Origin of the sequence: Paraburkholderia sp. WS6 (assembly GCF_030464835.1) — a bacterium.
Lineage (GTDB): Bacteria > Pseudomonadota > Gammaproteobacteria > Burkholderiales > Burkholderiaceae > Paraburkholderia > Paraburkholderia madseniana.
The window spans coordinates 72,307-98,122 of record NZ_JALQCK010000017.1 but is presented as its reverse complement, the minus strand read 5'-3'; the positions used below and the strand labels follow the sequence as shown (position 1 = coordinate 98,122).

General features: G+C 61.5%; 21 protein-coding genes. 20 read left to right on the top strand and 1 reads right to left on the bottom strand.

Annotated elements, in window-relative coordinates:
- The first annotated feature begins 14 nt into the window (after window positions 1-14).
- The 11 genes from M0D64_RS21085 (at window position 15) to M0D64_RS21035 (ending at window position 15,068) form a co-directional block, all read left to right on the top strand.
- Window positions 15-1,169, top strand: coding sequence for an acyl-CoA dehydrogenase family protein (locus M0D64_RS21085; RefSeq protein WP_266259079.1), 1,155 nt, complete (start codon window positions 15-17; stop codon window positions 1,167-1,169).
- A 35-nt stretch (window positions 1,170-1,204) separates the two neighbouring features.
- Complete coding sequence (locus M0D64_RS21080) at window positions 1,205-2,371, top strand: acyl-CoA dehydrogenase family protein (RefSeq protein ID WP_266259078.1); 1,167 nt, start codon at window positions 1,205-1,207, stop codon at window positions 2,369-2,371.
- 25 nt (window positions 2,372-2,396) lie between these two features.
- Window positions 2,397-3,203: an enoyl-CoA hydratase gene (locus M0D64_RS21075; RefSeq protein WP_266259077.1), complete on the top strand. Its 807-nt coding sequence runs from the start codon at window positions 2,397-2,399 to the stop codon at window positions 3,201-3,203.
- Window positions 3,204-3,233: 30 nt separating this feature from the next.
- A complete protein-coding gene (locus M0D64_RS21070; protein WP_266259076.1) occupies window positions 3,234-4,103 on the top strand; it encodes a MaoC/PaaZ C-terminal domain-containing protein in 870 nt (289 codons plus the stop codon).
- A gap of 53 nt (window positions 4,104-4,156) precedes the next feature.
- Complete coding sequence (locus M0D64_RS21065; RefSeq protein WP_266259075.1) at window positions 4,157-5,374, top strand: acyl-CoA dehydrogenase family protein; 1,218 nt, start codon at window positions 4,157-4,159, stop codon at window positions 5,372-5,374.
- A 9-nt stretch (window positions 5,375-5,383) separates the two neighbouring features.
- Window positions 5,384-6,517 (top strand): acyl-CoA dehydrogenase family protein, encoded by a 1,134-nt coding sequence (locus M0D64_RS21060; protein WP_266259074.1) that lies wholly within the window; start codon window positions 5,384-5,386, stop codon window positions 6,515-6,517.
- Window positions 6,518-6,666: 149 nt separating this feature from the next.
- The gene (locus M0D64_RS21055; RefSeq protein WP_154558352.1) at window positions 6,667-7,893 is read left to right on the top strand and encodes a cytochrome P450; all 1,227 of its coding nucleotides are present in this window, start codon (window positions 6,667-6,669) and stop codon (window positions 7,891-7,893) included.
- Between the two features lie 465 nt (window positions 7,894-8,358).
- Window positions 8,359-10,002 carry a DUF1302 domain-containing protein gene (locus tag M0D64_RS21050; RefSeq protein ID WP_266259073.1) on the top strand — a complete coding sequence of 548 codons (1,644 nt, stop codon included), beginning with the start codon at window positions 8,359-8,361 and terminating at the stop codon, window positions 10,000-10,002.
- A gap of 39 nt (window positions 10,003-10,041) precedes the next feature.
- The gene (locus M0D64_RS21045; RefSeq protein ID WP_154558354.1) at window positions 10,042-11,403 is read left to right on the top strand and encodes a DUF1329 domain-containing protein; all 1,362 of its coding nucleotides are present in this window, start codon (window positions 10,042-10,044) and stop codon (window positions 11,401-11,403) included.
- A 98-nt stretch (window positions 11,404-11,501) separates the two neighbouring features.
- Window positions 11,502-12,578 (top strand): YCF48-related protein, encoded by a 1,077-nt coding sequence (locus tag M0D64_RS21040; protein WP_166618141.1) that lies wholly within the window; start codon window positions 11,502-11,504, stop codon window positions 12,576-12,578.
- A 21-nt stretch (window positions 12,579-12,599) separates the two neighbouring features.
- Window positions 12,600-15,068 carry an RND family transporter gene (locus M0D64_RS21035; protein ID WP_266259072.1) on the top strand — a complete coding sequence of 823 codons (2,469 nt, stop codon included), beginning with the start codon at window positions 12,600-12,602 and terminating at the stop codon, window positions 15,066-15,068.
- Window positions 15,069-15,141: 73 nt separating this feature from the next.
- Here M0D64_RS21035 and M0D64_RS21030 read toward each other — a convergent pair whose 3' ends face one another.
- On the bottom strand, window positions 15,142-15,927 hold the full coding sequence (locus M0D64_RS21030; RefSeq protein ID WP_266259071.1) for a glucose 1-dehydrogenase: 786 nt from the start codon (window positions 15,925-15,927) through the stop codon (window positions 15,142-15,144).
- A gap of 232 nt (window positions 15,928-16,159) precedes the next feature.
- Between M0D64_RS21030 and M0D64_RS21025 the strand changes: the two genes are divergently transcribed.
- The 9 genes from M0D64_RS21025 (at window position 16,160) to M0D64_RS20985 (ending at window position 25,776) form a co-directional block, all read left to right on the top strand.
- Entirely contained in the window at window positions 16,160-16,909 is a 750-nt protein-coding gene (locus M0D64_RS21025; RefSeq protein ID WP_154558358.1) for an electron transfer flavoprotein subunit beta/FixA family protein, read from the top strand.
- Between the two features lie 2 nt (window positions 16,910-16,911).
- Window positions 16,912-17,841, top strand: a complete 930-nt coding sequence (locus tag M0D64_RS21020) for an electron transfer flavoprotein subunit alpha/FixB family protein (RefSeq protein WP_266259070.1) — start codon at window positions 16,912-16,914, stop codon at window positions 17,839-17,841.
- Window positions 17,842-17,999: 158 nt separating this feature from the next.
- Complete coding sequence (locus M0D64_RS21015) at window positions 18,000-19,358, top strand: aromatic ring-hydroxylating dioxygenase subunit alpha (protein ID WP_266259069.1); 1,359 nt, start codon at window positions 18,000-18,002, stop codon at window positions 19,356-19,358.
- Window positions 19,359-19,360: 2 nt separating this feature from the next.
- Entirely contained in the window at window positions 19,361-21,067 is a 1,707-nt protein-coding gene (locus tag M0D64_RS21010) for an FAD-binding protein (protein ID WP_266259068.1), read from the top strand.
- Window positions 21,068-21,084: 17 nt separating this feature from the next.
- Entirely contained in the window at window positions 21,085-22,071 is a 987-nt protein-coding gene (locus M0D64_RS21005) for a thiamine pyrophosphate-dependent dehydrogenase E1 component subunit alpha (protein WP_266259067.1), read from the top strand.
- Window positions 22,068-23,090 carry an alpha-ketoacid dehydrogenase subunit beta gene (locus M0D64_RS21000; RefSeq protein WP_266259065.1) on the top strand — a complete coding sequence of 341 codons (1,023 nt, stop codon included), beginning with the start codon at window positions 22,068-22,070 and terminating at the stop codon, window positions 23,088-23,090. Before M0D64_RS21005 ends, M0D64_RS21000 begins: the two co-directional genes overlap by 4 nt.
- Window positions 23,091-23,110: 20 nt before the next feature.
- A complete protein-coding gene (locus tag M0D64_RS20995) occupies window positions 23,111-23,341 on the top strand; it encodes a biotin/lipoyl-containing protein (RefSeq protein WP_154558364.1) in 231 nt (76 codons plus the stop codon).
- 51 nt (window positions 23,342-23,392) lie between these two features.
- Complete coding sequence (locus tag M0D64_RS20990) at window positions 23,393-24,208, top strand: 2-oxo acid dehydrogenase subunit E2 (RefSeq protein ID WP_266259064.1); 816 nt, start codon at window positions 23,393-23,395, stop codon at window positions 24,206-24,208.
- Window positions 24,209-24,243: 35 nt separating this feature from the next.
- Window positions 24,244-25,776: a class I adenylate-forming enzyme family protein gene (locus M0D64_RS20985; RefSeq protein WP_266259063.1), complete on the top strand. Its 1,533-nt coding sequence runs from the start codon at window positions 24,244-24,246 to the stop codon at window positions 25,774-25,776.
- The last annotated feature ends 40 nt before the right edge of the window (window positions 25,777-25,816 follow it).

Here is a 25,816-nt window from a genome sequence, read left to right as displayed (position 1 = left end):
GAGACGCACCGACCATGGACTTTGATCTGACTGACGAGCAACGCATGCTCAAGGACAGCGTCGACCGGCTCGTGAAGGACGAGTACGGCTTTGAACAGCGCGCGCGTTATCTCGCGGAACCGGACGGCTTCAGCCGCGCGCAATGGAGTCGTTACGCGGACATGGGCTTGCTGGGCCTCACCTTCGATGAGGGCTTCGGCGGCAGCGGCTGCGGTCCGGTCGAAACGATGATCGTGATGGAGGCATTCGGCCGCGGGCTGGTTGTCGAGCCCTATCTGGCGACGGTGGTGCTCGGTGGCGGCTGTATTCGTCTGGGTGGCAGCGTCGCGCAACGCGCGGCCATCCTGCCGTACATCGCCGACGGATCGCTGCTGATGGCGTTTGCGCATGCCGAGCCGCAGTCGCGCTACGACGTGGAGGACGTCGCTACCACTGCGCGACGCGAAAACGCGGGTTGGGTACTCGACGGCGCCAAGCGCATCGTCGTTCACGGCGGCAGCGCGGACCGGCTGATCGTGTCGGCACGGGTGTCGGGTGCGCGCCGCGACCGCGACGGCATCGCGCTGTTTCTGGTCGACGCGAAAGCGCCGGGTCTGACGTGCCGCGAATATCTGACGCAGGACCGGTTGCGCGCGGCGGATATCGATCTGTCGGGCGTGCGCGTCACTCACGACGATGCGATCGGCGTGGCCGGGGAGGCGCTGCCACTGATCGAGACAGTCGTCGCGCAGGCGATCGCCGCGCTGTGTGCCGAAGCGGTCGGTTCGATGGCGGCCGCGCACGAGGAAACGGTTGAATACCTGAAGGTGCGCAAGCAGTTCGGCGTCGCGATCGGCTCGTTCCAGGCTTTGCAGCATCGCGCGGTGGACATGCTGGTCATGGTCGAACAGGCACGGAGCATGGCGTTGTTTGCCACCATGATGAGCGAGGAGTCCGATGTCGCGGAGCGCGCGCGCAGCATGGCAGCGGCCAAGGTGCAGATTGGCCGTGCCGGCCGCTTTGTCGGGCAGCAGGGTGTGCAACTTCACGGCGGCATCGGTATGACCGAGGAATGCAAGGTCGGCCACTACCTGCGCCGCCTGAGCGTAATCGACATTCTGTTCGGCGCCGCCGAACATCATTTGACCCAGCTCGCCAGCGCGGGCGGACTGATCGACGCGGCGCTGTAAGTCCGCCGCGTCGTCGTGTGACAGGAATCCCTTAAATGAGCAGACCCACCACCTCCGATCCGTACCGGGACCTGCGCGATGCATTGCGCGATCTGTCGAAACAATTTCCTGACGAATACTGGCGCCGTGTCGACCACGAGCGGGTCTATCCGGAGGCGTTCGTCGATGCGTTGACGCGCGCAGGCTGGATGGCTGCGCTGATTCCGCAGGAATACGGCGGCTCGGGGCTTGGCCTCGCGGAAGCGTCCGTGATCATGGAAGAGATCAACCGTAACGGCGGCAACTCCGGGTTTTGCCACGGGCAGATGTACAACATGAACACCTTGCTGCGCAACGGCTCCGAGGCGCAAAAGCGCGCGTACCTGCCGAAGATCGCCAGCGGAGAACTGCGTTTGCAGTCGATGGCCGTGACCGAACCGACCACCGGCACGGACACCACCAAAATGAAAACCATGGCGGTGAAGAAAGACGGCCGCTATGTGGTCAACGGCCAGAAAGTGTGGATCTCCCGCGTGCAGCATTCGGACATGATGATCCTGCTGGCGCGCACCACGCCGCTCGCCGATGTGAAAAAGAAATCCGAAGGCCTGTCGTGCTTTCTGGTCGATCTGCATCAGGCGATCGGCAACGGTCTGACCGTACGGCCGATTCCGAACATGGTCAATCACGAAACCAACGAATTGTTTTTCGACAATCTCGAGATTCCCGAAGAGAACCTGATTGGCGAGGAAGGCAAGGGTTTCAGGTACATCCTTGACGGTCTGAACGCGGAGCGCGCCTTGATTGCTGCCGAGTGCATCGGCGACGGCTACTGGTTCGTCGATCGCGCATCGAAGTACGCGTCGGAGCGCCAGGTGTTCGACCGGCCCATCGGCATGAATCAGGGTGTCCAGTTCCCCATCGCCGAAGCGTACATCGACGTGCGGGCCGCGGATCTGATGCGCTACAAGGCGTGCGAGATGTTCGACAACCACGAGGCGTGCGGCGCCGAAGCGAACATGGCCAAGCACCTCGCCGCTACCGCTTCATGGAAGGCAGCCAACGCGTGCCTCCAGACGCATGGAGGATTCGGCTTCGCCTGCGAATACGACGTGGAGCGCAAATTCCGCGAAACCCGTCTTTATCAGGTGGCGCCCATCTCGACCAATCTGATTTTGTCTTACGTTGCGGAACACGTGCTGGACATGCCACGTTCGTTCTGAGCGTCGCCAATCGAGGGAGATAGCCATGGGCTACGAGACCATTCTGTACGACGTGAAGAACCGGATCGCCACGATCACCCTGAACCGTCCCGAACAGATGAACACCTGGAACGACACGGTGGCTACCGAGGTGTACGACGCCATGCAGGCCGCGGGCGCCGATCGCGGCGTACGCGTCATTGTCTTCACCGGTGCGGGCAAGGCATTCTGCGCCGGCGGCGACATTCATAGCTTTGGCGGCGATCCCAATGCGCTGATGACCAAGCTGCCGCGTCCGTTCGATATGCGCAAGCGCGCCGACTGGCAAACGCGCTGTTCCTATTACCCGGCGATCCCGAAGCCCGTGATCGCAATGCTCAATGGGGCGACGGTCGGTATCGGCCTGATTCACGCGCTCTTCTGCGACATCCGTTTCGCGGCTGAAGATGCCACGATCACCACCGCTTTCGCACGTCGCGGGTTGACCGCCGAATATGGCATGGCGTGGATACTTTCGCACCACGTCGGGCACGCAAGGGCGCTCGACCTGCTGCTGTCGGCGCGCAAGATCAAGGGAAGCGAGGCTGAGCGGATGGGGCTCGTGAACCGTGCATTCCCGTCTGGCACGCTAGCGGAAGAGACCTATGCCTACGCGGCAGATCTCGCGGAGAACTGCTCGCCGCGCTCGATGCGCGTCATGAAGGCGCAACTCTGGGAGGTGCCGTTTCAGACGCCCCATGAAGCGATCATGGCTGCCGGACTGGATATGCCGATTGCCAATCAGTGCGACGACTACAAGGAAGGCATCGCGAGTTTCCTTGAGAAGCGCAAGCCGAATTTCAACGACGATTGATATGCGATCGATACGCCATGGGGCAAAGTCATGCCGAAGTATGAAGTCATCAAGAACTGGCCAATCGAAGACGTCACCCACACTTACACCGAACGCGATGTCATGTTATACGCGCTGGGTCTTGGCATCGGTGGCGATCCTCTCGATGCGGCGCAACTTCGCTACGTCTACGAGAAAGACCTGCAGGCGATGCCGACCTGTGCCGCGGCGTTTGCATGGCCCAAATCGTGGATGCGCGACCCGCGCGCAGGTGTCGACTATCTGAAGGTGGTGCACGGCGAACAGGACGTCCGCTTCCTCCGTCCGATGCCGACCGCCGCCACCATCTTCAGCAAGACGCGTGTGAGCCTTGTTTCCGATAAGGGCGCGGGCAAGGGCGCAATCGTCGAACTCAGGCGCGATCTGTTCGAAGCGGCGAGCGGCGAGCGGCTCGCGGAAGTTCGGCAAGTCTCGTTTCTGCGAGGCGACGGCGGTTTCAGCGCGGAATCGGGCGAGAGCGATGCGCCGCCCGAAGCCTTGCCGCCCGTTCCCGAGCGCACACCCGATCACGAATTCGAGTTCGGGACCCCGGCGCAGGCGGCGCTGATCTACCGTCTTTCCGGCGACTCGAATCCGCTGCATGCCGACCCCGAAGTCGCTACGAAGGCCGGTTTCAGGCAGCCGATTCTGCACGGCCTCGCGACGTACGGCATGGCAGGCTACGCCGCGATTCGCACCCTGGCCGGAAACGACGCGGCGCGGCTCAGACGGCTTGCGCTACGGATGACCTCGCCGGTTTATCCCGGCGAGGTCATCCGATTTCAGTTCTGGCGCGAGAGCGGCACACGCGTGCATGTGCGGGCACGCGTCGACGCACGCGATGTGGTCGTGTTGAACAACGGCGTTGTCGAAATCGGCTGAGAGCGCGGCCGGTTGGCGGTCCAGGGGGCGCCCATCGTCAAAGGAGAGGGTTGATGGATTTGCGAGAAAGTGACGATGATAAGGTCTTTCGCGCATCGGTGCGGGAGTTTGTGACGGCCCGGCTGCCCACGGAGATTCGCGACCGCGTGCTGAATTTCCGCCACGTGCCGCGCGACGACTACGTGCGCTGGCAGCGCATCCTCGCGGCCAATGGCTGGGGCGCGCCGGCGTGGCCGGTCGAACACGGCGGCGCGGGCTGGAACGCTACGCAGCGCAATATCTTCGATGAAGAGTGCTTTACCGCAGGTACGCCGCGTCAGATGCCGTTCGGTCTGTCGATGGTCGGGCCCGTGCTGCAAAAATTCGGCACGCCCGCGCAGCGCGACTATTTTCTGCCACGCATCGTGTCGATGGAGGACTGGTGGTGTCAGGGCTATTCGGAGCCGGGCGCGGGCTCCGATCTCGCTTCGTTGAAGACGCGCGCCGAGTGCGTTCCACGCGACGGCAAGCCGTTCTATATCGTCAATGGACAGAAGATCTGGACTTCGTTTGCACAGTGGGCGAACTGGATTTTCTGTCTCGTACGCACCCACAGCGATGGCCGCCCGCAGGAAGGCATTTCGTTTCTACTGATCGACATGAAGACGCCCGGCATTACCGTGCGGCCGATCAGAACGCTCGATGGCGGCCATGACGTCAACGAGGTGTTCTTCGAAAACGTCGAAGTGCCGGATGGCAATCTTGTCGGAGAAGAGCATCGTGGCTGGGCGATCGCCAAATATCTGCTCGGCCATGAGCGCACCAATATTGCGGGGCTCGGCAACTGCAAACGCTTCATGCTCCGGCTGAAGGAAATCGCGCGGACTGAACGGAAGCACGGCAAGCCGCTGATCGACGATATCCGTTTCCGCGACCGGATCGCGAAGGTCGAGATCGATCTGATCGCGCACGAATGGTCGTTGTTGCGGGCGATTTCCGCCGAGTCGGCCGGTCGTCCGCTGGGACCCGAGGCCTCGGTGCTGAAAATCCGCGGTTCGGAAATCCAGCAGGAACTGACCGAGCTGATCATGGCGTGCGCGGGGCCCTACGCGGTGCCGTTTGTACCGCAGGCGCTCGAGCCGGATTGGAGCGAAGGCGCGGATGCCACGGCGCATGGCGAACTGCTCAACGCGCTGGCGCCGCACTATCTGGACTGGCGCAAGATCTCGATCTACGGCGGTTCCACTGAGATTCAGAAAAATATCATCGCCAAACTCGCGCTTGGCATCTGAGGACACGTCATGGATTTCACGCTCGTTGAAGAGCAGCAGATGCTGGCCGACCTGGTGGGCCGCTTCGTGGAGAAGGAATATTCATTCGAGGCGCGGCGCAAGCTATCGGCGACGCCGCGCGGCTGGTCCGAACTGCATTGGAATACGTTGGCCGATATGGGTCTCCTCGCGCTCAACGTTCCTGACGAATACGGCGGGATGAACGCGGGCGTGGCAGAGACCATGATCGTGATGGAGGCGTTGGGTCGGGGTTTGGTACTGGAGCCCTATCTCTCGACCGCGGTGCTTGGCGCGCGGCTGATCAGCCACGCCGGCACCGATGCACAAAAAGAGCGCTGGCTGCCCGAGCTTGCGGCTGGCCGTGTGAAAACGGCGTTGGCCACGCTTGAGCCTGGCGCGCGATTTGATCTGTCGACCGTAACAACGGCCGCCAGGTCTTCGAGCGAGGGTTTTGTCATCGATGGCCGCAAAGGCGTGGTCTTGCACGGCGATAGCGCCGACCTGCTGCTGGTGTCGGCGCGGACTTCCGGGGCGCAGGACGACACCACCGGCATCACGCTGTTCGCGATAGACCCGAAGACACCGGGCGTCACGCTCAGAGGTTTCCCGGCGCTGGACGGGCAGCGGGTCGCCGAAGTGCACTTCTCGGGCGTATCGATCGCGTCCGAAGCGGTGCTGGGCGTGATCGGCAACGGCTATGGCCTGCTGGAATGGACCGTCGACCACGGGCTGTTCGCGCTATGCGCGGAAGCGGTTGGAACCATGGCGAAGCTCGCCGAGATGACCTACGACTACCTGCGCACGCGCACCCAGTTCGGCAGACCCATCGGCGAGTTCCAGGCGCTTCAGCATCGCGCGGCCGACATCCTGACGGCGGTCGAGCAGGCCCGCTCGGTGGTGTACTTCGCAGCATCGCGGCTGGCCGGAGCGGATGCCGACGAGCGGCGCCGGGCGCTGTCCGCCGCCAAGAATCTGATCGGCCGGTGTGGGCGGTTCGTCGGCCAGCAGGCGGTGCAGTTGCACGGCGGAATGGGCATGACCGAAGAACTTCCAGTCGGCTGGTACTTCAAGCGGCTGACCTGCATTGATATGACATGGGGTGATGCCGAGCACCATCTCGAGCGCTACGGGACGCACCTGTAACGCGGCGGCGTGCGCTTTTGCCCCGCTTTTTTTATGTTGTTCCAGTAGCAGAAAATGTATGATACATATGTGAACGTCATTCAGAAAAGTGTCGGCACGGCGATTGTGTGAGCCAGCCAGATGGTCCGGAATCACGAAGGAGACATCGAATGTCAGAGAGCAATCAACGCGCGACGCCTGAAGTGGCGCCTATTCCCGCGCACGTGCCGACGCAACTGGTGGTCGACTTCGACATATACAATCCGCCCGGCGCCGCCGACGACTATCATCTCGCGCTCAAGAAACTGCACGACCCCGCCGTGCCTGACATCTTCTGGACGCCGCGTAACGGCGGCCACTGGATCGCGACGCGCGGTGACGACATCTACCGCATCTTCAAGGAATACGAGCAATTTTCGTCGCGCCAATTGACGGTGCCGTTGGTCGACCACGCGCCGCTGCCGCCAATCTTTTTCGACCCGCCCGAACACACCGGCTACCGCGCGCTGATTGCGCCTGCCTTCATGCCGCAAGCGATCAGCAAGCTCGAGGAAAAGGCGCGCGAAATGACAATCGAGCTGATCGAAGGCTTTTATTCGCGGGGCGAGTGCGAGTTCGTCTCCGAGTTCGCGCAACATCTGCCCATCGGCATTTTCATGGACATGGTGGCGCTGCCCTCGGAAGATCGCGACTATTTGCTGGGCCTGGCGGACAAGATGGTGCGGCCTGCTTCCTCCGGGCAGAAGCTTGAAGCGCTCGGCGCGATCTTCGAATACCTCGGCGTAAAAATCGCCGAGCGCCGGGCGAACCCGGGCGACGATCTGATCAGCCGGATCGTTCAATCGAAGATTGACGGTCGTGATCTGAGCGATCAGGAGCTTAAGGGGCTGTGCGGGCTCGTCCTGATCGGCGGCCTCGATACGGTCGCCTCTGCGATGGGCTTCATCGCGAACTTCCTCGCGGGAAGCCCCGCGCATCGCAAACATCTGATCGACCACCCGGACCTGACGCAAAAAGCGGTCGATGAGTTGTTGCGCCGCTTTCCGGTGGTCAACCAGGGACGTCAGGTCGCGCATGACTTCGAATACCAGGGCGTGCAGATGAAGGCCGGCGACATGATCGTCATACCGACAACCCTGCACGGTCTGGACGAGCGCAAGTTCCAGAATCCGCTCGAAGTCGACTTCAACCGTCCGACACCGATTCATTCCACCTTTGGCAATGGGGCGCATCGTTGTCCGGGCTCATTCCTCGCCCGCGTCGAGATCAAGGTGTTCCTCCAGGAGTGGCTCAAACGCATCCCCGATTTTTCGCTCAGGCCCGGCGCCAAAGCCGGTGTGCATGGCGGCGTCAATGGCACGCTCTACCACTTGCCGCTGGTCTGGGACGTGAAATGAACCCCATGTGATGACGATCGACGGTCTGGCCGGCCGTCAGGATCGACCGTTGCCGGAGACAAGCCGTGCAGCGCGTGGATCCCCGCATTCACGCTGATCGGCGCGACGGCCTTCGTTGTCGCATTTCGTCAGACATCCCACGTGGGCAGCCACAGCAGGTCTGTTTGTCCTGTTGTGATGGGCTCGCCGCAGCCGTTATCCCCGTTCGCCAGCCGCGCGAATCGATTCCGCATTCGTGAGACTTTAGACGGATTCCTAACGTCTCGGGCGGCTCTTCAATACCTCAGTCCAGCGGTGTGCAAGGGTCCCGATTTCTACTGGAAAACACTATTGACACCCCACTACGCGGTGTTTATCATTTTGAACAGCATTCAAGTATTAGATGAACTTGAAATGTGGGAAGCAAGTCGACGCGAAAAATACAACGAATAGAAGTCGTGTGAATGTCCTCGCGGAGGAGACAAAATGAATCGGATTTCCAAAGGCAGGGCCGTTTGCCGGCGTCGTTTTGAAGTGATGTTGCTGGTTGGTGTTTGCGGCAGTTTTGCGAACGGAGCGCAGGCGTTCACGTTTACGACGCCTAATCCGGACATTGAGATGGATCTGGATACGACGGTTCGTGCGAACTATGGGTTACGGCTTCAGGGCATCAACTCGGCGATCGGTAACAACCCGAGCTACGACGAAGGCGACAACACCTTCAGGCGCTACCAGACCATACTCGCGCGGCTCGACGTGACGAGTGAATTCGACTTCAAGTACAAGGGGACGACCGGCTTCCGCTTCAGCGTGGCGGGCTGGTATGACGCCGCCTATTCGGGAAAGGACAAGAGCGGGCCGGGCCTCGAAAGTGTCGCGAACTACCCGGGGAATAACTACACCAGCTACATCAAGAAGTACTACATCGGACCGTCGGCCGAGGTGCGCGATGCGTTCGGATTCACGACCGTCAACGCGGGCCCCGTTCCGATTGACATCAAGGTAGGGCGCCTCGCGCAAATCTGGGGGCAGTCGCTGATCGGCAGCGTGGGCGGCGTCAACTCGGTTGCGGTATCGCAGGCTCCGCAAAATCTGATTGCCGCGACGCAAAGCCCCGGGGCATCGCTGAAGGAACTGTCGCTGCCGACCGGGCAGGTCGCCATGTCGGCCCAGTTGACCGAGCGGATGCAATTGAGCGGCTACTACTCGTTCGAATGGGCGCACGACCGCTATCCTGAAGGCGGCACCTATTTCGGCGGTTCAGATTCCATCGACTACGGGCCGCCGATCGCCGCGTATGCGGGGCCGAACTTCCCAATCTACAACGTCAGGGGCCCGCAAGGCAAGATTGGGGACTTCGGGGTTGAAACCAAGTATCGCCTTGAAAAATTCTCGAGCACGGTCGAGCTGACCTATCGCCGCTTCAGCTACAAGACACCGTGGTTCGCCCAGTTTAATCCGAACAATTTCACGACCGAGGATATCTACGCGAACAAGGTTCAATTGCTGGGCCTCGGCGTGAACAGCACGATTGGCGGCACGGCGGTCGGCGCCGAGGTGTCGTATCGCCGCAATACGCCGTTGGCTTCGGCCGGCAGCGCCACACCGGGCACGCTCGAAGGCGCGCGTGGTGACACGTTGCACGCACTGCTCAACACAACCACATACCTCGGTAAGACACCGCTCTGGAACGAGGCGCCGCTCGCCATGGAAATCGCGGTGGCACACCTGCTCAGGGTGACTTCGGGCGCGCAGAACTTCAATGCGCCGGGTTACTCCGCCGCTTGCACGAAAGCAGCCGATGCGGTCGCGCTGGGTTGCGCGACGAAAAATTACTACACCTTTGGTGTGTCGTTCACGCCGCACTGGAACCAGGTGTTTCCCGGCGTCGATCTCGACCTGCCGATGTTCGTACAATGGAACATCCACGGCAATACACCGACTGTCGATGGCGGTAACCAGGGTAGCAACATCTATCAGGTAGGCTTGCAATTCACGATCTACAACAAGCACATCGTGAATCTCACCTACACCGGTTATACCAACTGGAAGAAAACAGCGACCAATGTCAACGGCGCGCCATATTCCGACAAGGGCTGGATCGGGATCACCTATCAGACCACGCTTTAACCAAAGCCGGCTATCTGGTACTTCAGAGGACATTCGCAAATGAACATCCCAAGGTTAGTGACGGCTGTATTGATCGCCGCCACCTATGGTTCCACAGTGCACGCATCCGTATCGGCCGAAGAAGCCGCCAAGCTGGGCACGACGCTCACAGTGTTCGGCGCGGACGCCGCGGCTAGCGCGGACGGACAGATTCCGGCATACACCGGAGGAGTGACCAAGGCGCCTGCGGAATCTAAGCTTAATAGCGGCAAGTGGTTTGATCCGTTTGCCGGCGAAAAGCCGATTCTGACGATCACCGCGCAGAACTGGCAGGAATACTCGGACAAGCTGAGCGAGTCGTCCAAGGAACTGTTCAAGCGCTTTCCCGATTACAAGATGATGGTCTATCCGACCCATCGCAGCGCATCGTTTCCGGACTGGTACGGTGAAAATTGCAAGATCAATGCGGTGCAGGCCAAGTTGACCAACGGCGGACAGGATATCGAAGGCGCCTTTGGCTGTATTCCTTTCCCGATTGCGAAGACCGGCGAGGAAGCGCTCTGGAATTACATCATGCGTTTCGTCGGAACCAGGCAAAAGAACTTCGTCAATACCTGGCTGATGGACAGTTCGGGCAACCCGGTGCTGACGGGCTCGTTTAAAAGCAGCATCTATTTTCCGTACTACGATCCCACGCTCGGCCGGGACGGGTTCAAAAAATCGGATGGCGTCTGGTACCAGGTGATGAACGATTACGCCGCGCCCGCGCGCCTGAAGGGCGAGACATCGCTGTTCTGGGACTACACCGCGAGTTCGCGTGACTGGCCGGGCTGGTCGTATTCGCCGGGCCAGCGCCGCACGCGCGTCGCCCCCGATCTCGCTTACGATACGCCTAACCCAGGCTACTCGGGCGTGATCACGATGGACGATATCCAACTGATGTACGGCAAGCTCGATCGCTGGAAGGTCAAGATGCTCGGCACCAAGGAAATGTACATTCCGTACAACGGATACAAGTGGCAGTACGCGACCTCGGACAAGGACATGCTGACACCGCATTTCCCCAATGCCAACTTGATTCGCTGGGAACTGCACCGCGTGCGTGTGCTTGAACTGACGCTCAAACCCGGTGCGCGGCACCTGTACAGCAAAAAGATCCTCTATACGGACGAGGATCTGGGCGGTGGCATGATGGATGCCTATGATCAGGCGGGCAAACTATATCGAGGCGGCTTTGCCGATACGGTACCGGCCTACGACGCCCAGGTTCCGTATTCACTCGGCAACTGGTTCTTCGACTTCAATAGCGGGGTGTATCTGCTGGGCAGTCATCCTGCGGACACCTCCGGCATTTTCTTCAACGTGGACTTTCCCAACGGGTTTTTCACGCCTGAACGAATGCAGTCGACTGGCATCCGCTGATACCTTGCGCGGGCCGGCAGCATAGCCTCGAAAGGCAGGGCCGCAGCGGGTTTCGCCCGGTGCGGCCAGCGAGTATCAGGCGAGCACAAGGAGACATGATGCTGAGTACCTCTATGAACGTGGCGGTGTCGGCGCTTGCGCTGACCCTCGCGTTGACCGTTTCGCAGCCGGCGCTTGCCGCGTTCGCCGATCCGATCGATACGCCGGCCACCGCCAACCCACATGCGCAGACCGCACCGCTGCTCGCCGTGGCCCGTGCCGGCGACCGGCTGGTCGCGGTCGGCTTACGCGGACTGATCGTCCTGTCCGACGACAATGGCGGGACCTGGCGCCAGGTTTCCGCGCCGGTGAGCTCGGATCTGGTCTCGGTGTATTTCGTTTCGCCGCGCGCGGGTTGGGCGACCGGTCAGGACGGCATCGTTTTGCACACCGCGGACGGCGGCGCGACATGGACGAAGCAACTCGACGGCCGGTCGGCGGCCGCCTTGATGCTGGCCTATTACCAGAAGCGGGACCAGTCGGACCCGAAGGTTGCGGCCGGACTCGAGGAAGCGCGGCGCTTCGTCAACGACGGTCCGGGGCGGCCGTTTCTGTCGGCCTGGTTCGATAACGAGCGCACAGGCTTCATCATCGGTTCATTCAATATCATCTTCAGGACCGACGATGGCGGGGCCAGTTGGACACCGTGGTTCGACCACACCGAAAACGAACAGGACGCACTGAACCTGCATGCGATACGCAGAATCGGCAACGCGCTGTATGTGGTCGGTGAACAGGGACTGGTCATGCGCCTCGACGAGACCTCGCAACAGTTCGTCAAGGTCTCGGTGCCGTACAAGGGCAGCTTTTTTGGCATCGTCGGCACGCCTGACAATCTGATTCTCTATGGCCTGCGTGGCAATGCGATGCGCAGCGTGGACGGCGGGCAGACCTGGATCAAGGTCGGCATTCCCGGCGAAGCCAGTCTGCTGGGCGGCGCGCGTCTTGCCGACGGGCGGCTTGCGTTGTTCAGCCAGGATGGGCGTGTGCTGATCAGCACGGACGGCGGCGCCAGCTTCAGTGCGGCGAATGCGGCGGGGCAGGCGTGGTCGCTCTGGGACGGTACGAGCCTCGCTCGCGGCGGCATCGTGGTAGTGGGCGCCGGGGGCGTAAAGAACGTCGGGGTACTCAAGTGATCGCGGCAAAGGGAGCACATGATGGCCGGTAAGAACAATGAGCAGATCAGTTCCATGCCCGTGGTCAAGGAGCGCCGTGCGTTCGACTCGAAGTCCGGCAACGCGCTGGAGCGGCTGGTTTTCAATCATCGGCTTGTCCTGATTCTGTTGTGCGCGGTGCTGTCGGTCTTTTTCGGCATCAAGGTGGCGACCGGGCTGCAGATCAATGCCAGCTTCGAAAAGATGATTCCGCAGTCGAACCCGTATATCCGCAACTACCTGGCGAACAAGGGCGACCTGAAGGGGCTCGGCAACAGTTTGCGGATTGTGATCGAGAATACTCAGGGCGACATTTACGACCCCGCGTATCTGGAGTCGCTGAGAAAGATCAACGACGCGGTATTTCTGATGCCCGGCGTCGACCGACCGTGGGTCAAGTCGATCTGGATGCCGGCGGTGCGCTGGAATATCGTCACCGAAAAGGGCTATGCGGGCGGCCCGGTCATGCCGTCGACGTACAACGGTTCGCCCGCGTCAATCGACGCGTTGCGAACCAATATCGCGCGCGCGGGCATCACCGGTTCGCTCGTCGCCAATGATCTGAAGTCGACCATGATCGTGGTGCCGCTGCTCGAGCGCGACGCGGCGGGCAAGCCGATCAACTATGCCCACTTCTCGCATCTGCTCGACGACATGGTGCGCACGCAGCAGCACGGCAACATTCGCATCCACGTGGTTGGTTTTGCCAAACTGATCGGTGACCTGATCGACGGCCTGAAGCAGGTGATGGCGTATTTCGGCATTGCGGCGGCCATCGCGCTCGGCGTGATTTTCTTTTATACGCGCTGCCCGCGCAGCACGTTTCTGGTGGTCGCGTGTTCGCTTGTCGCGGTCCTCTGGCAACTTGGCATCGTCACGACGCTGGGTCTCGTCGTCGATCCTTATTCGGTGCTGGTGCCATTCCTGGTATTCGCCATCGGCGTGTCGCATGGCGCCCAGAAAATGAACGGCATCCTGCAGGACGTCGGGCGCGGCACGCATAAGTATGTGGCGGCGCGCTACACCTTCCGGCGGCTCTTTCTCGCGGGTCTCACCGCGCTCATGGCCGACATGGTGGGCTTCGCCGTCCTGACGATCATCGATATCCCGGTCATCAAGGATCTGGCGCTGACAGCCAGCATCGGCGTGGGCGTGCTGGTCTTCACCAATCTTCTTCTGTTGCCGGTGTTGCTGTCGTATGTGGGCGTGAGTCCCGCGGCCGCGCGGCGCACGCTGATCGAAGAGGCCGCGGAAACCGGCAGCCGCTCGCGCGTCGCGAGCCTGTGGAACTGGCTGGACCGCTTCACGGAACGGCGCTGGGCGTCGGGGGCGATCGCCGTGACCGTGCTGCTGGCCGCGGGGGGCTTTGCGGTCAGCCAGCGTCTGCAGATCGGCGATCTCGACGCGGGTGCCCCTGAATTGCGAGCGGACTCGGTCTACAACCGGGACAATGCCTTCATCAACGCCCACTATGGTCTGTCGAGCGACATGTTCGTGGTGATCGGCAAATCGTCACTGCCCAATTGCGATGCGGATCATTATCAGATGCTGGCGGATGTCGACCGCTTCGAGATCGCCTTGCAAAATGTGAGCGGCGTGCAGACCACGAGTTCGGCCGCGTCTCTCACCCGGCTCGTGACGTCCGGTGCCTATGAAGGTTATCCGAAGTGGTTCACGATCAATCGCACACCGGCGATTCTGAATCGCTCGCTCTTCCAGGTTTTGCTTGATCGTCCCGATCTGATCAGCGCAGCGTGCAATACGATGCCGATCATCGCTTACCTGACCGATCATAAGGCCGCCACGCTGACTCGCGTGCTCGACGCGGCACAACGTTTCGCGGATGCGCACAAGGACGCAAGCCACCAATTTTTGCTGGCTGCCGGATCCGCGGGTATCGATGCCGCGACCAACATCGTCGTCAAGGAAGCGAATGAACGCATGCTGCTGCTGGTCTACGGGGCTGTCGTCCTGCTCTGCCTGATCACGTTCCGCAGCTGGCGCGCCGCCATCGTCGCACTGGTGCCGCTCGTCGTCACATCGGTCCTATGCGAGGCGTTGATGGTGATGCTGGGCATCGGCGTCAAGGTGGCGACCTTGCCTGTGATCGCCCTTGGCGTAGGCATCGGCGTCGATTACGCGCTCTATCTGCTGTCGGTGCAGCTCAACTATCAGCGCGCCGGCTTGCCGCTGCGGGACGCCTACCGCCGGGCGGTCCAGTTCACCGGCAAGGTCGTGGCGCTGGTGGGTGTCACGCTGGCCGCCGGGGTCGTCACGTGGGCATGGTCGCCGATCAAGTTCCAGGCCGACATGGGCATTCTGCTGACCTTCATGTTCGTCACCAACATGATCGGCGCACTGGTTCTGATCCCGTCGCTGTCCCACTTTCTGCTGCGCGGGGTATCGTCGCGGCCCGGGCACGCGGAGCTACGCAGCGCTATAGCACTCGCCGAGAACTCGAAAGGCGCATGAAGGCCTGGCGGCGCTCAAGCGCCACGCGTGCTGCGGGCGCCGGCCACCTGGCGGCACCCGCTGTTGGCCGAGGCTAGACCACCGACATCGGGAAGCTCAGAATCTCCGAAACGCCGCCGTCGACCATCAGCATCTGGCCGTTCATATAAGAGCTCGCCTCGGAGGCGAGGAACACCGCGGCGCCCCCGAGTTCCTCCGGGCGCCCCCAGCGTCCGACGGAGATGTGCGAGCGGACGATCTCCTTCATTTGCGCATTTGACGTGACAGGTTCGGCCATCTCGGTCATGAAGTAACCGGGGCAAATGCCGTTACAGCGGATTCCGTGCCGCCCCAGTTCGGCTCCAAGCGATTTGGTGAGACCCGCCACCGCATGCTTGCTCGCTACATAGGCCTGGAGCTTTTCGCGCCCGAGTACCGAAACATACGAGCCGACATTGATGATGCGGCCGTGCCCACGTTCGATCATCGACGGCGACACTTGCCGCGCGAGCAGGTATGCAGCGGTAACGTTGGTGTCCATGGTGCGGTGCCACATCTGCGGTGTTGATTGTAGAAAGTCGCTCCACTCGCAGATGCCGGCGTTGTTCAGCAGGACGTCGATCCTTCCATGACGCGCAAAAACGTTCTGCACGGCGGCTTCGATGGCGGATTGATCGACGAGATCGAATGGCTCGACATCGATCAGAGCGTTGCTGCCGGCACGAATGGACGCCGCGGCTGTGTCGAGACCGGCGCGCGACCGGGCTGCGAGCACCACCGTTGCACCGGCGCACGCAAGCGCATTGGCCATCGCCAGCCCCAGGCCGCGCGAAGCGCCCGTGACAAGCGCAACCTGACCATCGAGAGAAAACATTTTCATGGGCGAGTTTCTATCAGGAGCTACCGCCGGCGATCCTGCGGCAGAGCACGCAGTCAGTCGATCTGCGCGGGATTTTAAAATACGAACGATGTTCTAAATTATGGATATATTCCGGTGACCTTGAAACGGGGTTTACACGGGGCAGGGTCTGCAAAAGCCATTGTCGTTGACAACAGCAAAAGAGTTGGTTCAGAATATAGAACATCGTTCAGAAAATAGCATGGAGCGTCAATTGAAAATACTGGTCGCGGTGAAGCGTGTTATCGATTACAACGTGAAGCCCCGGGTCAAATCCGACGGCTCCGGCGTCGATCTGGTCAACGTGAAGATGGCCATGAATCCGTTCGATGAAATCGCGGTGGAGGAGGCGGTACGGCTAAAAGAGGCAGGGGTTGCCGCCGAGATCGTCGTGATTTCAGCCGGCACCGCGCAGTCGCAGGAAGTCTTGCGCACCGCGCTTGCCATGGGCGCCGACCGGGCGATCCTGATCGAGACTCCAGCAGAGTTGCAGCCGTTGGCGGTTGCGAAACTCATGGCAGCGATCGTCGAACGGGAAGCACCGCAACTGGTACTGCTCGGCAAGCAGGCCATCGATAACGATGCCGGTCAGACGGGGCAGAAACTCGCCGGACTGCTCGGTTGGCCGCAAGCCACCTTCGCCTTCAAGACGGAAATCGCGGACGGCGTGCTGACCGTGACGCGCGAAATCGACGGCGGGCTCGAACGCGTCGCGCTCGATCTGCCCGCCGTTGTCACCACGGATCTGCGTCTGAATAGTCCGCGCTATGTGACGTTGCCCAACATCATGAAAGCGAAAAAGAAGCCGCTCGACACGCTGACGCCTGAAGCACTCGGTGTGGATGTCGCGCCACGTCTTGCGGTACTCGAAGTCACCGAGCCGGCGGCGCGCAAGAGCGGGATGATGGTGCCCGACATCGCGACGTTGATCGAAAAACTTCGCAACGAAGCCAAGGTGATCTGACTATGTCCATCCTCGTTATTGCTGAACACGACAATGCGACGCTCCATCGCGCGACGCTCAACGCCGTTACTGCCGCAACGCAGATCGGCGGTGAGGTTCATCTGCTGGTAGCCGGCCATGAAGCAGGGGGAGCCGCGGCCGATGCAGCGAAAGTCAGCGGAGTCAGCAAGGTATTGCACGTAGACGCTGCCGCGTACGCGCATCCACTTCCTGAAAATCTCGCGCTGCTGGTGCTGTCGCTTGCTCAGTCGTATAGCCATGTGATTGCCGCAGCCACGGCCGTCGGAAAAAACTTCATGCCGCGCGTCGCAGCGTTGCTCGATTGTGCGCAGATTTCCGAAGTCGTCGCCATCAAGGCGGCCGATACGTTTGTGCGGCCGATCTATGCCGGCAATGCGCTCGCCACCGTCAGGTCGGCCGATCCGCTGAAGGTGTTGACGGTGCGCACGACCGCCTTCGACGCCGCACCATTGCAGGGCAACGCGCCGGTCGAGTCGGCGCCGGCCGCGCCAGCCTATGAGCGGGCACGTTTCGTCGACCAGCAGTTGACCCGATCGAGCCGGCCCGAACTGGCGGCCGCCAGCGTCGTGGTTTCAGGCGGCCGCGGGATGCAGAATGGCGATAACTTCAGATTGCTCGATGCGCTCGCCGACAAACTCGGTGCGGCAGTGGGCGCATCGCGCGCCGCGGTGGACGCGGGATTCGCGCCGAACGACTATCAGGTCGGGCAAACGGGCAAGATCGTCGCGCCGCAGCTTTATATCGCAGTCGGCATTTCCGGCGCGATCCAGCATCTGGCCGGGATGAAAGATTCGAAGGTCATCGTCGCGATCAACAAGGACAGCGAGGCGCCGATTTTCCAGGTTGCCGACTACGGCCTCGCCGCCGATCTTTTTGAGGCCGTACCGGCGCTGACAGCGGCACTGGGCTGACGTTGGACCGGATTGACAAGGTTCTCACCGTCAGCCTAGTATTTTGAACGGTGTTCATATATACCGACTGATGCGTCACCTGGCCCCGATGGGCGGTGAGCCGGCGAGAAGAAACCAGAATCGGTGCGCGAGCCGACGAAACCATGAAGGAGATATCAATGCGTGACACGAATTCCGGTTCGGGTGAGCATCCGGTCCGCCTCGATTTTGTCCCCAAGGATAGCTACCTGTCGAAGCAGTTCCTCGACCAGGAAACGCGCAACCTGTGGCCGCGCGTGTGGCAGGTGGCATGCCGGCTCGAGGAGATTCCCGCGGTAGGCGACTATGTCACGTTCGATGTAATCGGTGAGTCGATCATCGTGGTGCGCACGGCGGCCGACCGGATCAAAGCCTACTACAACGTTTGCCAGCATCGTGGCCGGCGTCTGACCAATGGTTGCGGCAAGGCGGCAAAGTTTCATTGCAACTTCCACGGCTGGCAGTGGAATCTTGACGGCAGCATCGCACGCGTGCTCGATCGCGGCGATTGGGAAGGCTGCCCCGACATGGCCGACAGCGATCTGCGGCTCCAGGACGTGCGAGTGGATACGTGGGGTGGATTCGTGTTCATCAACATGGATCCCGACGCGGAGCCGCTCGCCAGATTTCTCGAACCGGTACCGGAAATCACGGACTGCTTCGAGTTCGAAAAGATGCGCTACCGCTGGTACAAGTCGATCCGGCTGCCGTGCAACTGGAAGGTCGCGCTGGAGGCGTTCAACGAGGGTTATCACGTCTCGGCCACGCACCCGCAACTGCTCGATGTCGCCGGCGACGATGTGACTCGCAGCTTTCCCTATGGACTCCACGGCATGTTCGGTTACGCGACGGCCACGCGTTTCATTGGCGCTCCCTCGCCGCGTACCGGCAAGCCGATGCCCGAAGACGTGCGGCAAGGCCTCGTCAATTTCTTCAAGGTGATGGAAGACACGCTGAAGGCGATCAACTCGGCGCGTGACTATGAAGCTTCCAAACGTCTGCTGACCGAGATGGCGCCGAGCGGCAACCAGTTCGAGGTGCTGGCGAAGGCCATGGAGTTCCAGCGCGAAGCGGCCGTTGCCGAAGGGGCGGGCTGGCCTGACATTTCGTTCGAGCAGATGGGGCGTGCGGGCGCCGACTGGCACGTGTTCCCGAATCTGATTTTCCTGCCTTACCCCGACGGTGCGCTGTTCTACCGCGCGCGGCCCGACGGCGACAATCCGGATTCCTGCATTTATGACATCTGGTCGCTGGTTCGCTATGCGCCGGGTGCGGAGCCACCGCTCAAGCGCGAGTTCTACCATGGTGTCGACGACTGGAAGCAGAACCCGATCGAGAATTTCGGTCTGATCCTGTGGCAGGACTTCCAGAACATGACGAATGTGCAGCAGGGCATGAAATCGCGCGGCTTCAAAGGCTCGCGCACGAACCCGCTGCAGGAGACGTCTGTGTCCAATTTCCACCGCGCATTGCGGGAATTCATTGCGCAAGGGGATTGAGCATGGCTGTCTGGGATGCAAGCTATGACTTCGTCGTGGTTGGCAGCGGCGGCGGTTCGATGTGCGCGGCGCTTGCGTGCAAGACCGCGGGCAAAGAGGCCCTCATCATCGAGAAGCAGGGCAAGGTAGGTGGCTCAACGGGGTATTCCGGCGGCGTCTGGTGGTTGCCGAACAATCACGTGATGAAGCGCCACGGCGTGAACGACTCCTACGAACGCGCGCGGCAATATTTCGATGCCGCGGTCACCTATCAGGGCCCCGGAACATCGGCGGCGCGTCGTGAGGCGTATTTGCGCACGGGGCCGAAGATGGCCGAGTTCCTCGAACAGCAGGGCATGCAGTTTGTCTATGCGGACGGCTGGTCGGACTACTACGACACGCTGCCGGGCGGCGAGCCGCGTGGCCGCTCGCTGCTGGCCAAACTGTTCGACATCAGGGAACTGGGCGAGTGGGCGCCGAAGCTTTCGCGTTACAAGGGTCCGTCGATTCCGGCCAACTCCAATGAGTTTACCGAGTTGTTCCTGCTCAAGCGCACGTGGGGTGGCAAACGCAAGGCAATGCAGCTCGCGGGCCGCATGCTGTATCAGAAGATCACCGGTAAAGAACTGGTTTCGAACGGTGCCGCGCTTCAGGGGCGCATGCTGAAAATGGCATTGCGTGCCGATATTCCGATCTGGACCGATACGCCGGTGCGTGAGTTGATCGTTGAGGAGGGCCGTGTCGCGGGAGTGGTCGCAATCCGCAACGGGCGCGAAATGCGCGTGCGCGCGCGTGAGGGTGTGCTGTTGAATGCCGGCGGCTTTTCACATAACGCCGACATGCGCCGCAAATATCAGCCGCAACCGTCGTCGAGCAACTGGACGAACGCCAATCCGGGCGACACCGGCGAAGTGCTGGAAGCCGCGGTGGGGCTCGGCGCAGCCGTCGATTGCATGGAAGAGGCCTGGTGGGTCGTAACCTCGCTCGGTCCCAATGAGACCTTGCCCGAGGGCGCGCGCGCCCCGGACGGCTCGCCGCTTCCCTTCATGCATCACCTCGATCTGTCGTTGCCGTTTTCGATCATGGTCGACCAGGACGGCCAGCGCTTTTGCGACGAAGCCGGTGCCTACATGGAAATCGGGCAACGCATGTACCAGCGTCAGAAGGAGACGGGTAAAGCCGTTCCGGCGTGGGTGGTCATGGACAGCCGTCAGCGCAAGTATTACCCCTGGGGTTCGGCGATGCAGGGGCAGATTCCGCAGCAATGGCTCGATAGCGGCTACATGATCAAGGCCGGAGCGATCGAAGAGCTGGCGGCGAAATGCGGTATCGACGCTGCAGGCTTACAGGAGACCGTGACGCGTTTCAACGGTTTCTGCGCGACAGGAGTGGACAGCGATTTCGGACGCGGCTCGCGGGCCTTCGACCGCTGTCATGGCGACCCGACGATCAAACCGAATCCGAATCTCGGCCCGATCGAACAGGCGCCGTTTTATGCGGTCCGTATGTACCCCGGCGACGTCGGCACGGCCGGTGGACTCGTGACGGACGAGTACGCCCGCGTGCTGAAAGAAGACGGGTCGCTGATTCCGGGACTCTACGCGACGGGCAACTGCACGGCGTCCGTGGTGGGCCGCTGCTATCCGGGCGCGGGCAGCAGCATTGGCGCGTCGTTCGTATTCGGTTACATCGCCGCGCTGCATGCCAGCGGCGCCCAAACGATCTGGTGATCGAAGGAGAGCTTCGCATGAAAGTCCAGCAACCGCCCAGCAGTGAAGTGCTGATCGATATCTATCGGCGGATGACACTCATCAAGCAGAACGACGAGCGTTTTCGTGCAGTGATCAAGTCCGGCAAGCTGGTCATGCCTTATTACTCGCCGCGCGGCCAGGAGGCGATTCCTTCCGCGGTGTCCGTCTGCCTGAGCAATGACGACTACATCTGCACGATCTATCGCGGCGTGCATGACATGATCGCCAAGGGTGTGCCGCTCAAGGATCTCTGGGCCGAACTCGGGGGGCGTGTCACCGGCACCTGCAAAGGCAAGGGCGGCCCGATGCATGTGACCCATCCTGCGTCCGGCGTGATGGTAACCACCGGCATTGTGGGCAGTTCGATGCCCATCGCGAACGGCCTCGCTCTTGCGGCGCAGATTCGGGGTGAACCGCGCGTGGCTGTCGCCTATTTCGGCGACGGCGCGGCCAACATCGGCGCTTTTCACGAGTCGCTGAATATGGCGTCGGTCTGGAAACTGCCGGTTGTTTTCGTCTGCCAGAACAACGGCTATGCCGAACACACGAAATACGCATACGGGACGTCAGTGCCGAACATCGCGCAACGCGCGGCGGCGTATCAGATGCCCGGCATCACGGTCGACGGCAACGATCCCATCGCGATGCATCGGGTGGCGCACGAGGCCATCGAACGGGCCCGCGACGGCGGTGGCCCCACGCTGATCGAAGCGAATACGTTTCGCTTCCACGGCCATGTGTTCGGCGACCCGGATGCCTACATGGACGAGCACGAGAAAGCGGCGTGGGTTGCGAAAGATCCGGTGCCGCTGTTCCGCGCATGGTTGATCGCCGCGAAACATGCAACTGAAGCGCAACTGGCGGAGATGGAAGCAGCGCACAACGCCGAAATCGATGCGGCGGTCGAGTTCGCGCTGACGAGCGCCTATCCTGAGGTCGCCGAACTGCGGCGTGACATCTTCAAAGACGAGGTGCCGGCATGAACCAGACACAGACTGACATCAATACGATTCAGGCGGTCAACCTCGCGCTTGACGATGCGATGGCTGCCGACGCCAACGTCATTGTGCTCGGCGAGGACGTGGCCGACGGCCAGGAGGGCGGCATTGTCGGTGTGACCAAAGGGCTGTCGTCGAAATATGGCACATCGCGTGTCAGATCCACGCCCATTTCGGAGCAGGCCATCATCGGGGCGGCGATCGGCGCGGCAATCGTCGGCATGCGTCCGGTAGCCGAGATCATGCTGATGAACTTTACGACGGTCGCGATGGACATGATCGTCAATCACGCGGCGAAGTTGCGCTTCATGTCGGGCGGCCAGACGCATGTGCCGCTTGTGATCCGCACGATGACCGGCGCCGGCTTCGGTACCGGTGGCCAGCACGCCGACTATCTGGAGGCGTGGTTCGCGCACGTCGCGGGCATCAAGGTGGTCGCGCCGTCCACGCCCGCGGATGCCTATGGGCTGATGCTTTCTTGTATCGAAGATGACGACCCGTGCCTCTTCATCGAGAACCTGCCGAGCTACTGGAACCCGGGCAAGGCGCCGGAGCGTGGTGTGCGCATTCCGCTTGGCAAGGCCAACGTGGTGCGCGACGGCACGGACGTGACGGTTATCACCTATAGCCGCCGCGTGCACGACGTGATGGCCGTGGCGGCCCAGCTCGGTACGACCGGAATCTCGTGCGAAGTGATCGACCTGCGCACGATCTCCCCGCTTGATATGGATACGATCCTGACCTCGGTGGCCAAAACGGGCCGCGCCGTTGTCGTGCACGAAGCGGTCAAGCCGTTCGGTGTCGGCGCGGAAATAGCTTCGCGCATTTATGAATCGCTGTTTCGGGAGCTCAAGGCGCCCGTGCAGCGGGTCGGCTCGCAGTTTTGCCCGGTGCCGTTTTCGAAACCGCTCGAAGACGCCTTTGTACCGGGCGCGGCGCAGATCGAGGCCGCGATTCGCGCAACGCTCGACGACACGGGTTCGCGAGCCGTATCCGGACTTTAATCATCCTGAAGAGTGCACTTATGACCACACAGGTTTTGCTTCCGAAGCTGGGCTTTTCGATGAACGAAGGCACGCTGACCGAATGGCTCCTGGAGGACGGCGCGACAGTTGCCGAAGGCCAGGCCCTCTATGCGCTGGAGAGCGACAAATCGGTGCAGGAAGTCGAGTCGCCGGCATCGGGAACGCTGCGGATCGTCGCCCAGATAGGCGAGGTGTATCCGGTCGGCACGGTACTGGCGGAAATCGTCTGAGCCGGCACTTGTCATTCATCCTGATCGAAGCAGTCTAGCGAGGCATCCGCAATGAGCGTCGAATCCGTTTCCTCCCCAGCACCCGTTGCAGTGCCTGCCGCGGTGACCGGTCCGGCGCAAGCCGGGATCGGCGCGCATCTGCCGTCATGGCCGCAGGTCGATTTCGCCGAGTTCGGCGAGATCGAGGTCAAGCCGGTTTCCCGCATTCAGAAGCTGACTGGTGCATTTTTGTCGCGCAACTGGCTGACGATTCCGCACGTGACGCATCAGGATGACGCGGATATCACGAACCTCGAGGCTTTCCGCAAGGCGTACAACGACGGCGGCGCGACGGTGAAGCTGACGCCGCTCGTGTTCCTCATCAAGGCGGCAGTGCGCGCGCTGCAGGCATTTCCGCAGTTCAATGCTTCGCTGGACGGCGACGGCAAGAACCTCGTGCTGAAGAAGTACTTTCACATCGGCGTAGCGGTGGATACGCGTTTCGGCCTGCTGGTGCCGGTGCTGCGCGATTGCGACAAAAAGAGCATTCTGGAGCTAGCGGCGGAACTGACGGCGGTGTCGTCGAAGGCGCGAGAGAAAGGTCTTTCGATGGCGGAGATGTCGGGCGGCTGCTTTTCGATCAGTTCGCTCGGAGGGATTGGCGGTACGGGTTTCACGCCGATCATCAACGCCCCCGAAGTGGCAATTCTCGGGGTGACGAAAACCCGGCTGATGCCGCAAGCCTCGGACGATGGCGGCGTGGACTGGCGCAAGACGCTGCCGCTTTCGCTGAGCTACGACCACCGGGTCATCAACGGTGCGGATGCGGCGCGCTTTACGGCCTTGATTGCCACGCTGCTCGCCGACCCTCAGGCACTTGCAGCCTGAACCGCAGACACCCAACCGACAACGACAGGATCGAGATGAAAACGCTTGGGGAGATGATAGAGCGCAATGCGCGTTTCCATGCGGACAGGGAAGCGTTGGTGTTTGGCGACCGGCGTGTGACTCATGGCGAGATGGCGGAGCGCGCTCGCCGTTTCTCTGATGCGTTGTATCGGCAAGGGTTGCGTCGACAGGACCGGGTCGCGGTGCTGGCGATGAATTGCGCCGAGTACTACGAGACCTACCGTGCCTGCGAATGGGCCGGCTTTCTGCTCGCCACCGTCAACTTCCGCCTGGCGCCTGCGGAAATCCTGCACATCGTGAAGGACGCGGCACCGAAAGCGCTTGTCTTCGAAGCGCAATATGCTGCGCTGGTGGACGCCCTGCGTCCGCAGTTGCCCGATGTTGAATGCTATATCTGCATCGGCGACGCGCCGTCATGGGCGACATCATTCGAATCCGCGATGGAAGCCGGCTCGGCTGACGGGCCGCCGATTCGTTCGCAGCCCGACGACTTCGCCTATCTGATCTACACGAGCGGCACAACCGGGCACCCGAAGGGGGTGGTCCGCACGCACCGCGCGATGTGCGCCACGGCGGATAGCTGTGCGCTGGTCACCGAATTTTCCGGACACTCGAGGGTGCTGCAGACCACACCGGCGTTTCACGTGGGCGGCATTGGCTTTGTGAACGCGGTTGCGTGGCTGGGCGGAACGACCGTACTGCATCGCAGTTTCGAGCCGAAGGCGATGCTGGAGACGATCCAGGCCGAGCGCATCACGTTCACGTTCCTTGTCTCCGCCATGCTGCAGGCCTTGCTCGATATACCCGAATTGTCCTCGTACGATCTGTCGAGTATCGAGAACATCACAACGGCAGCCGCGCCGGTGCCGGTGCCGCTCCTCAAGCGCGGCATCGAAGTGCTGGGCCCGGTGTTCTCGGTCCAGTATGGCATGACCGAGAGCAACGCCTGCTGGCTGCCGTCTCATGAAGTGCGGCCAGATGGCACAGCGGAAGAAGTCCGGCGTCTGGCGTCGGTCGGCCATCCCTGTCCCGGGATCGAACTGCGCATTGTGGACGATAGCGGCCTTGACCTGCCGCAGGGCCAGACCGGCGAAGTGTGGCTGCGCTCGGCGACTCAACTGAGCGGATACTGGAACAACAGCGTGGCGACGATCGACGCCTTGCGCGACGGCTGGTATCGCAGCGGCGACATGGGCTTTCAGGACAGCAGCGGGTATGTCTTCCTGGTGGACCGCAAGAAGGACATGATTATCTCGGGCGGCGAAAACATCTACAGCCGCGAAGTGGAGAACGCCTTGCTGCAGCATCCGTCCGTGATCGACGCGGCAGTGATCGGCTCACCCCACGAAAAATGGGGTGAATGCGTGAAGGCCATCGTTGTGCTCCGGCCAGGCAAGACAATACAGGAGGCAGAGCTGATCGCGTTTTGCCGCGAGCTGATCGCCGGCTACAAATGCCCGAAATCAGTCGAATTCGTCGACGAGCTCCCGCGGCTGCCTACCGGAAAGATCAGCAAGGTTGTATTGCGCCAGCGGTTCGGCCGCTGAACGCGTGACAGCCACGCCGCCTTCTTCGAATGAGAGTGAA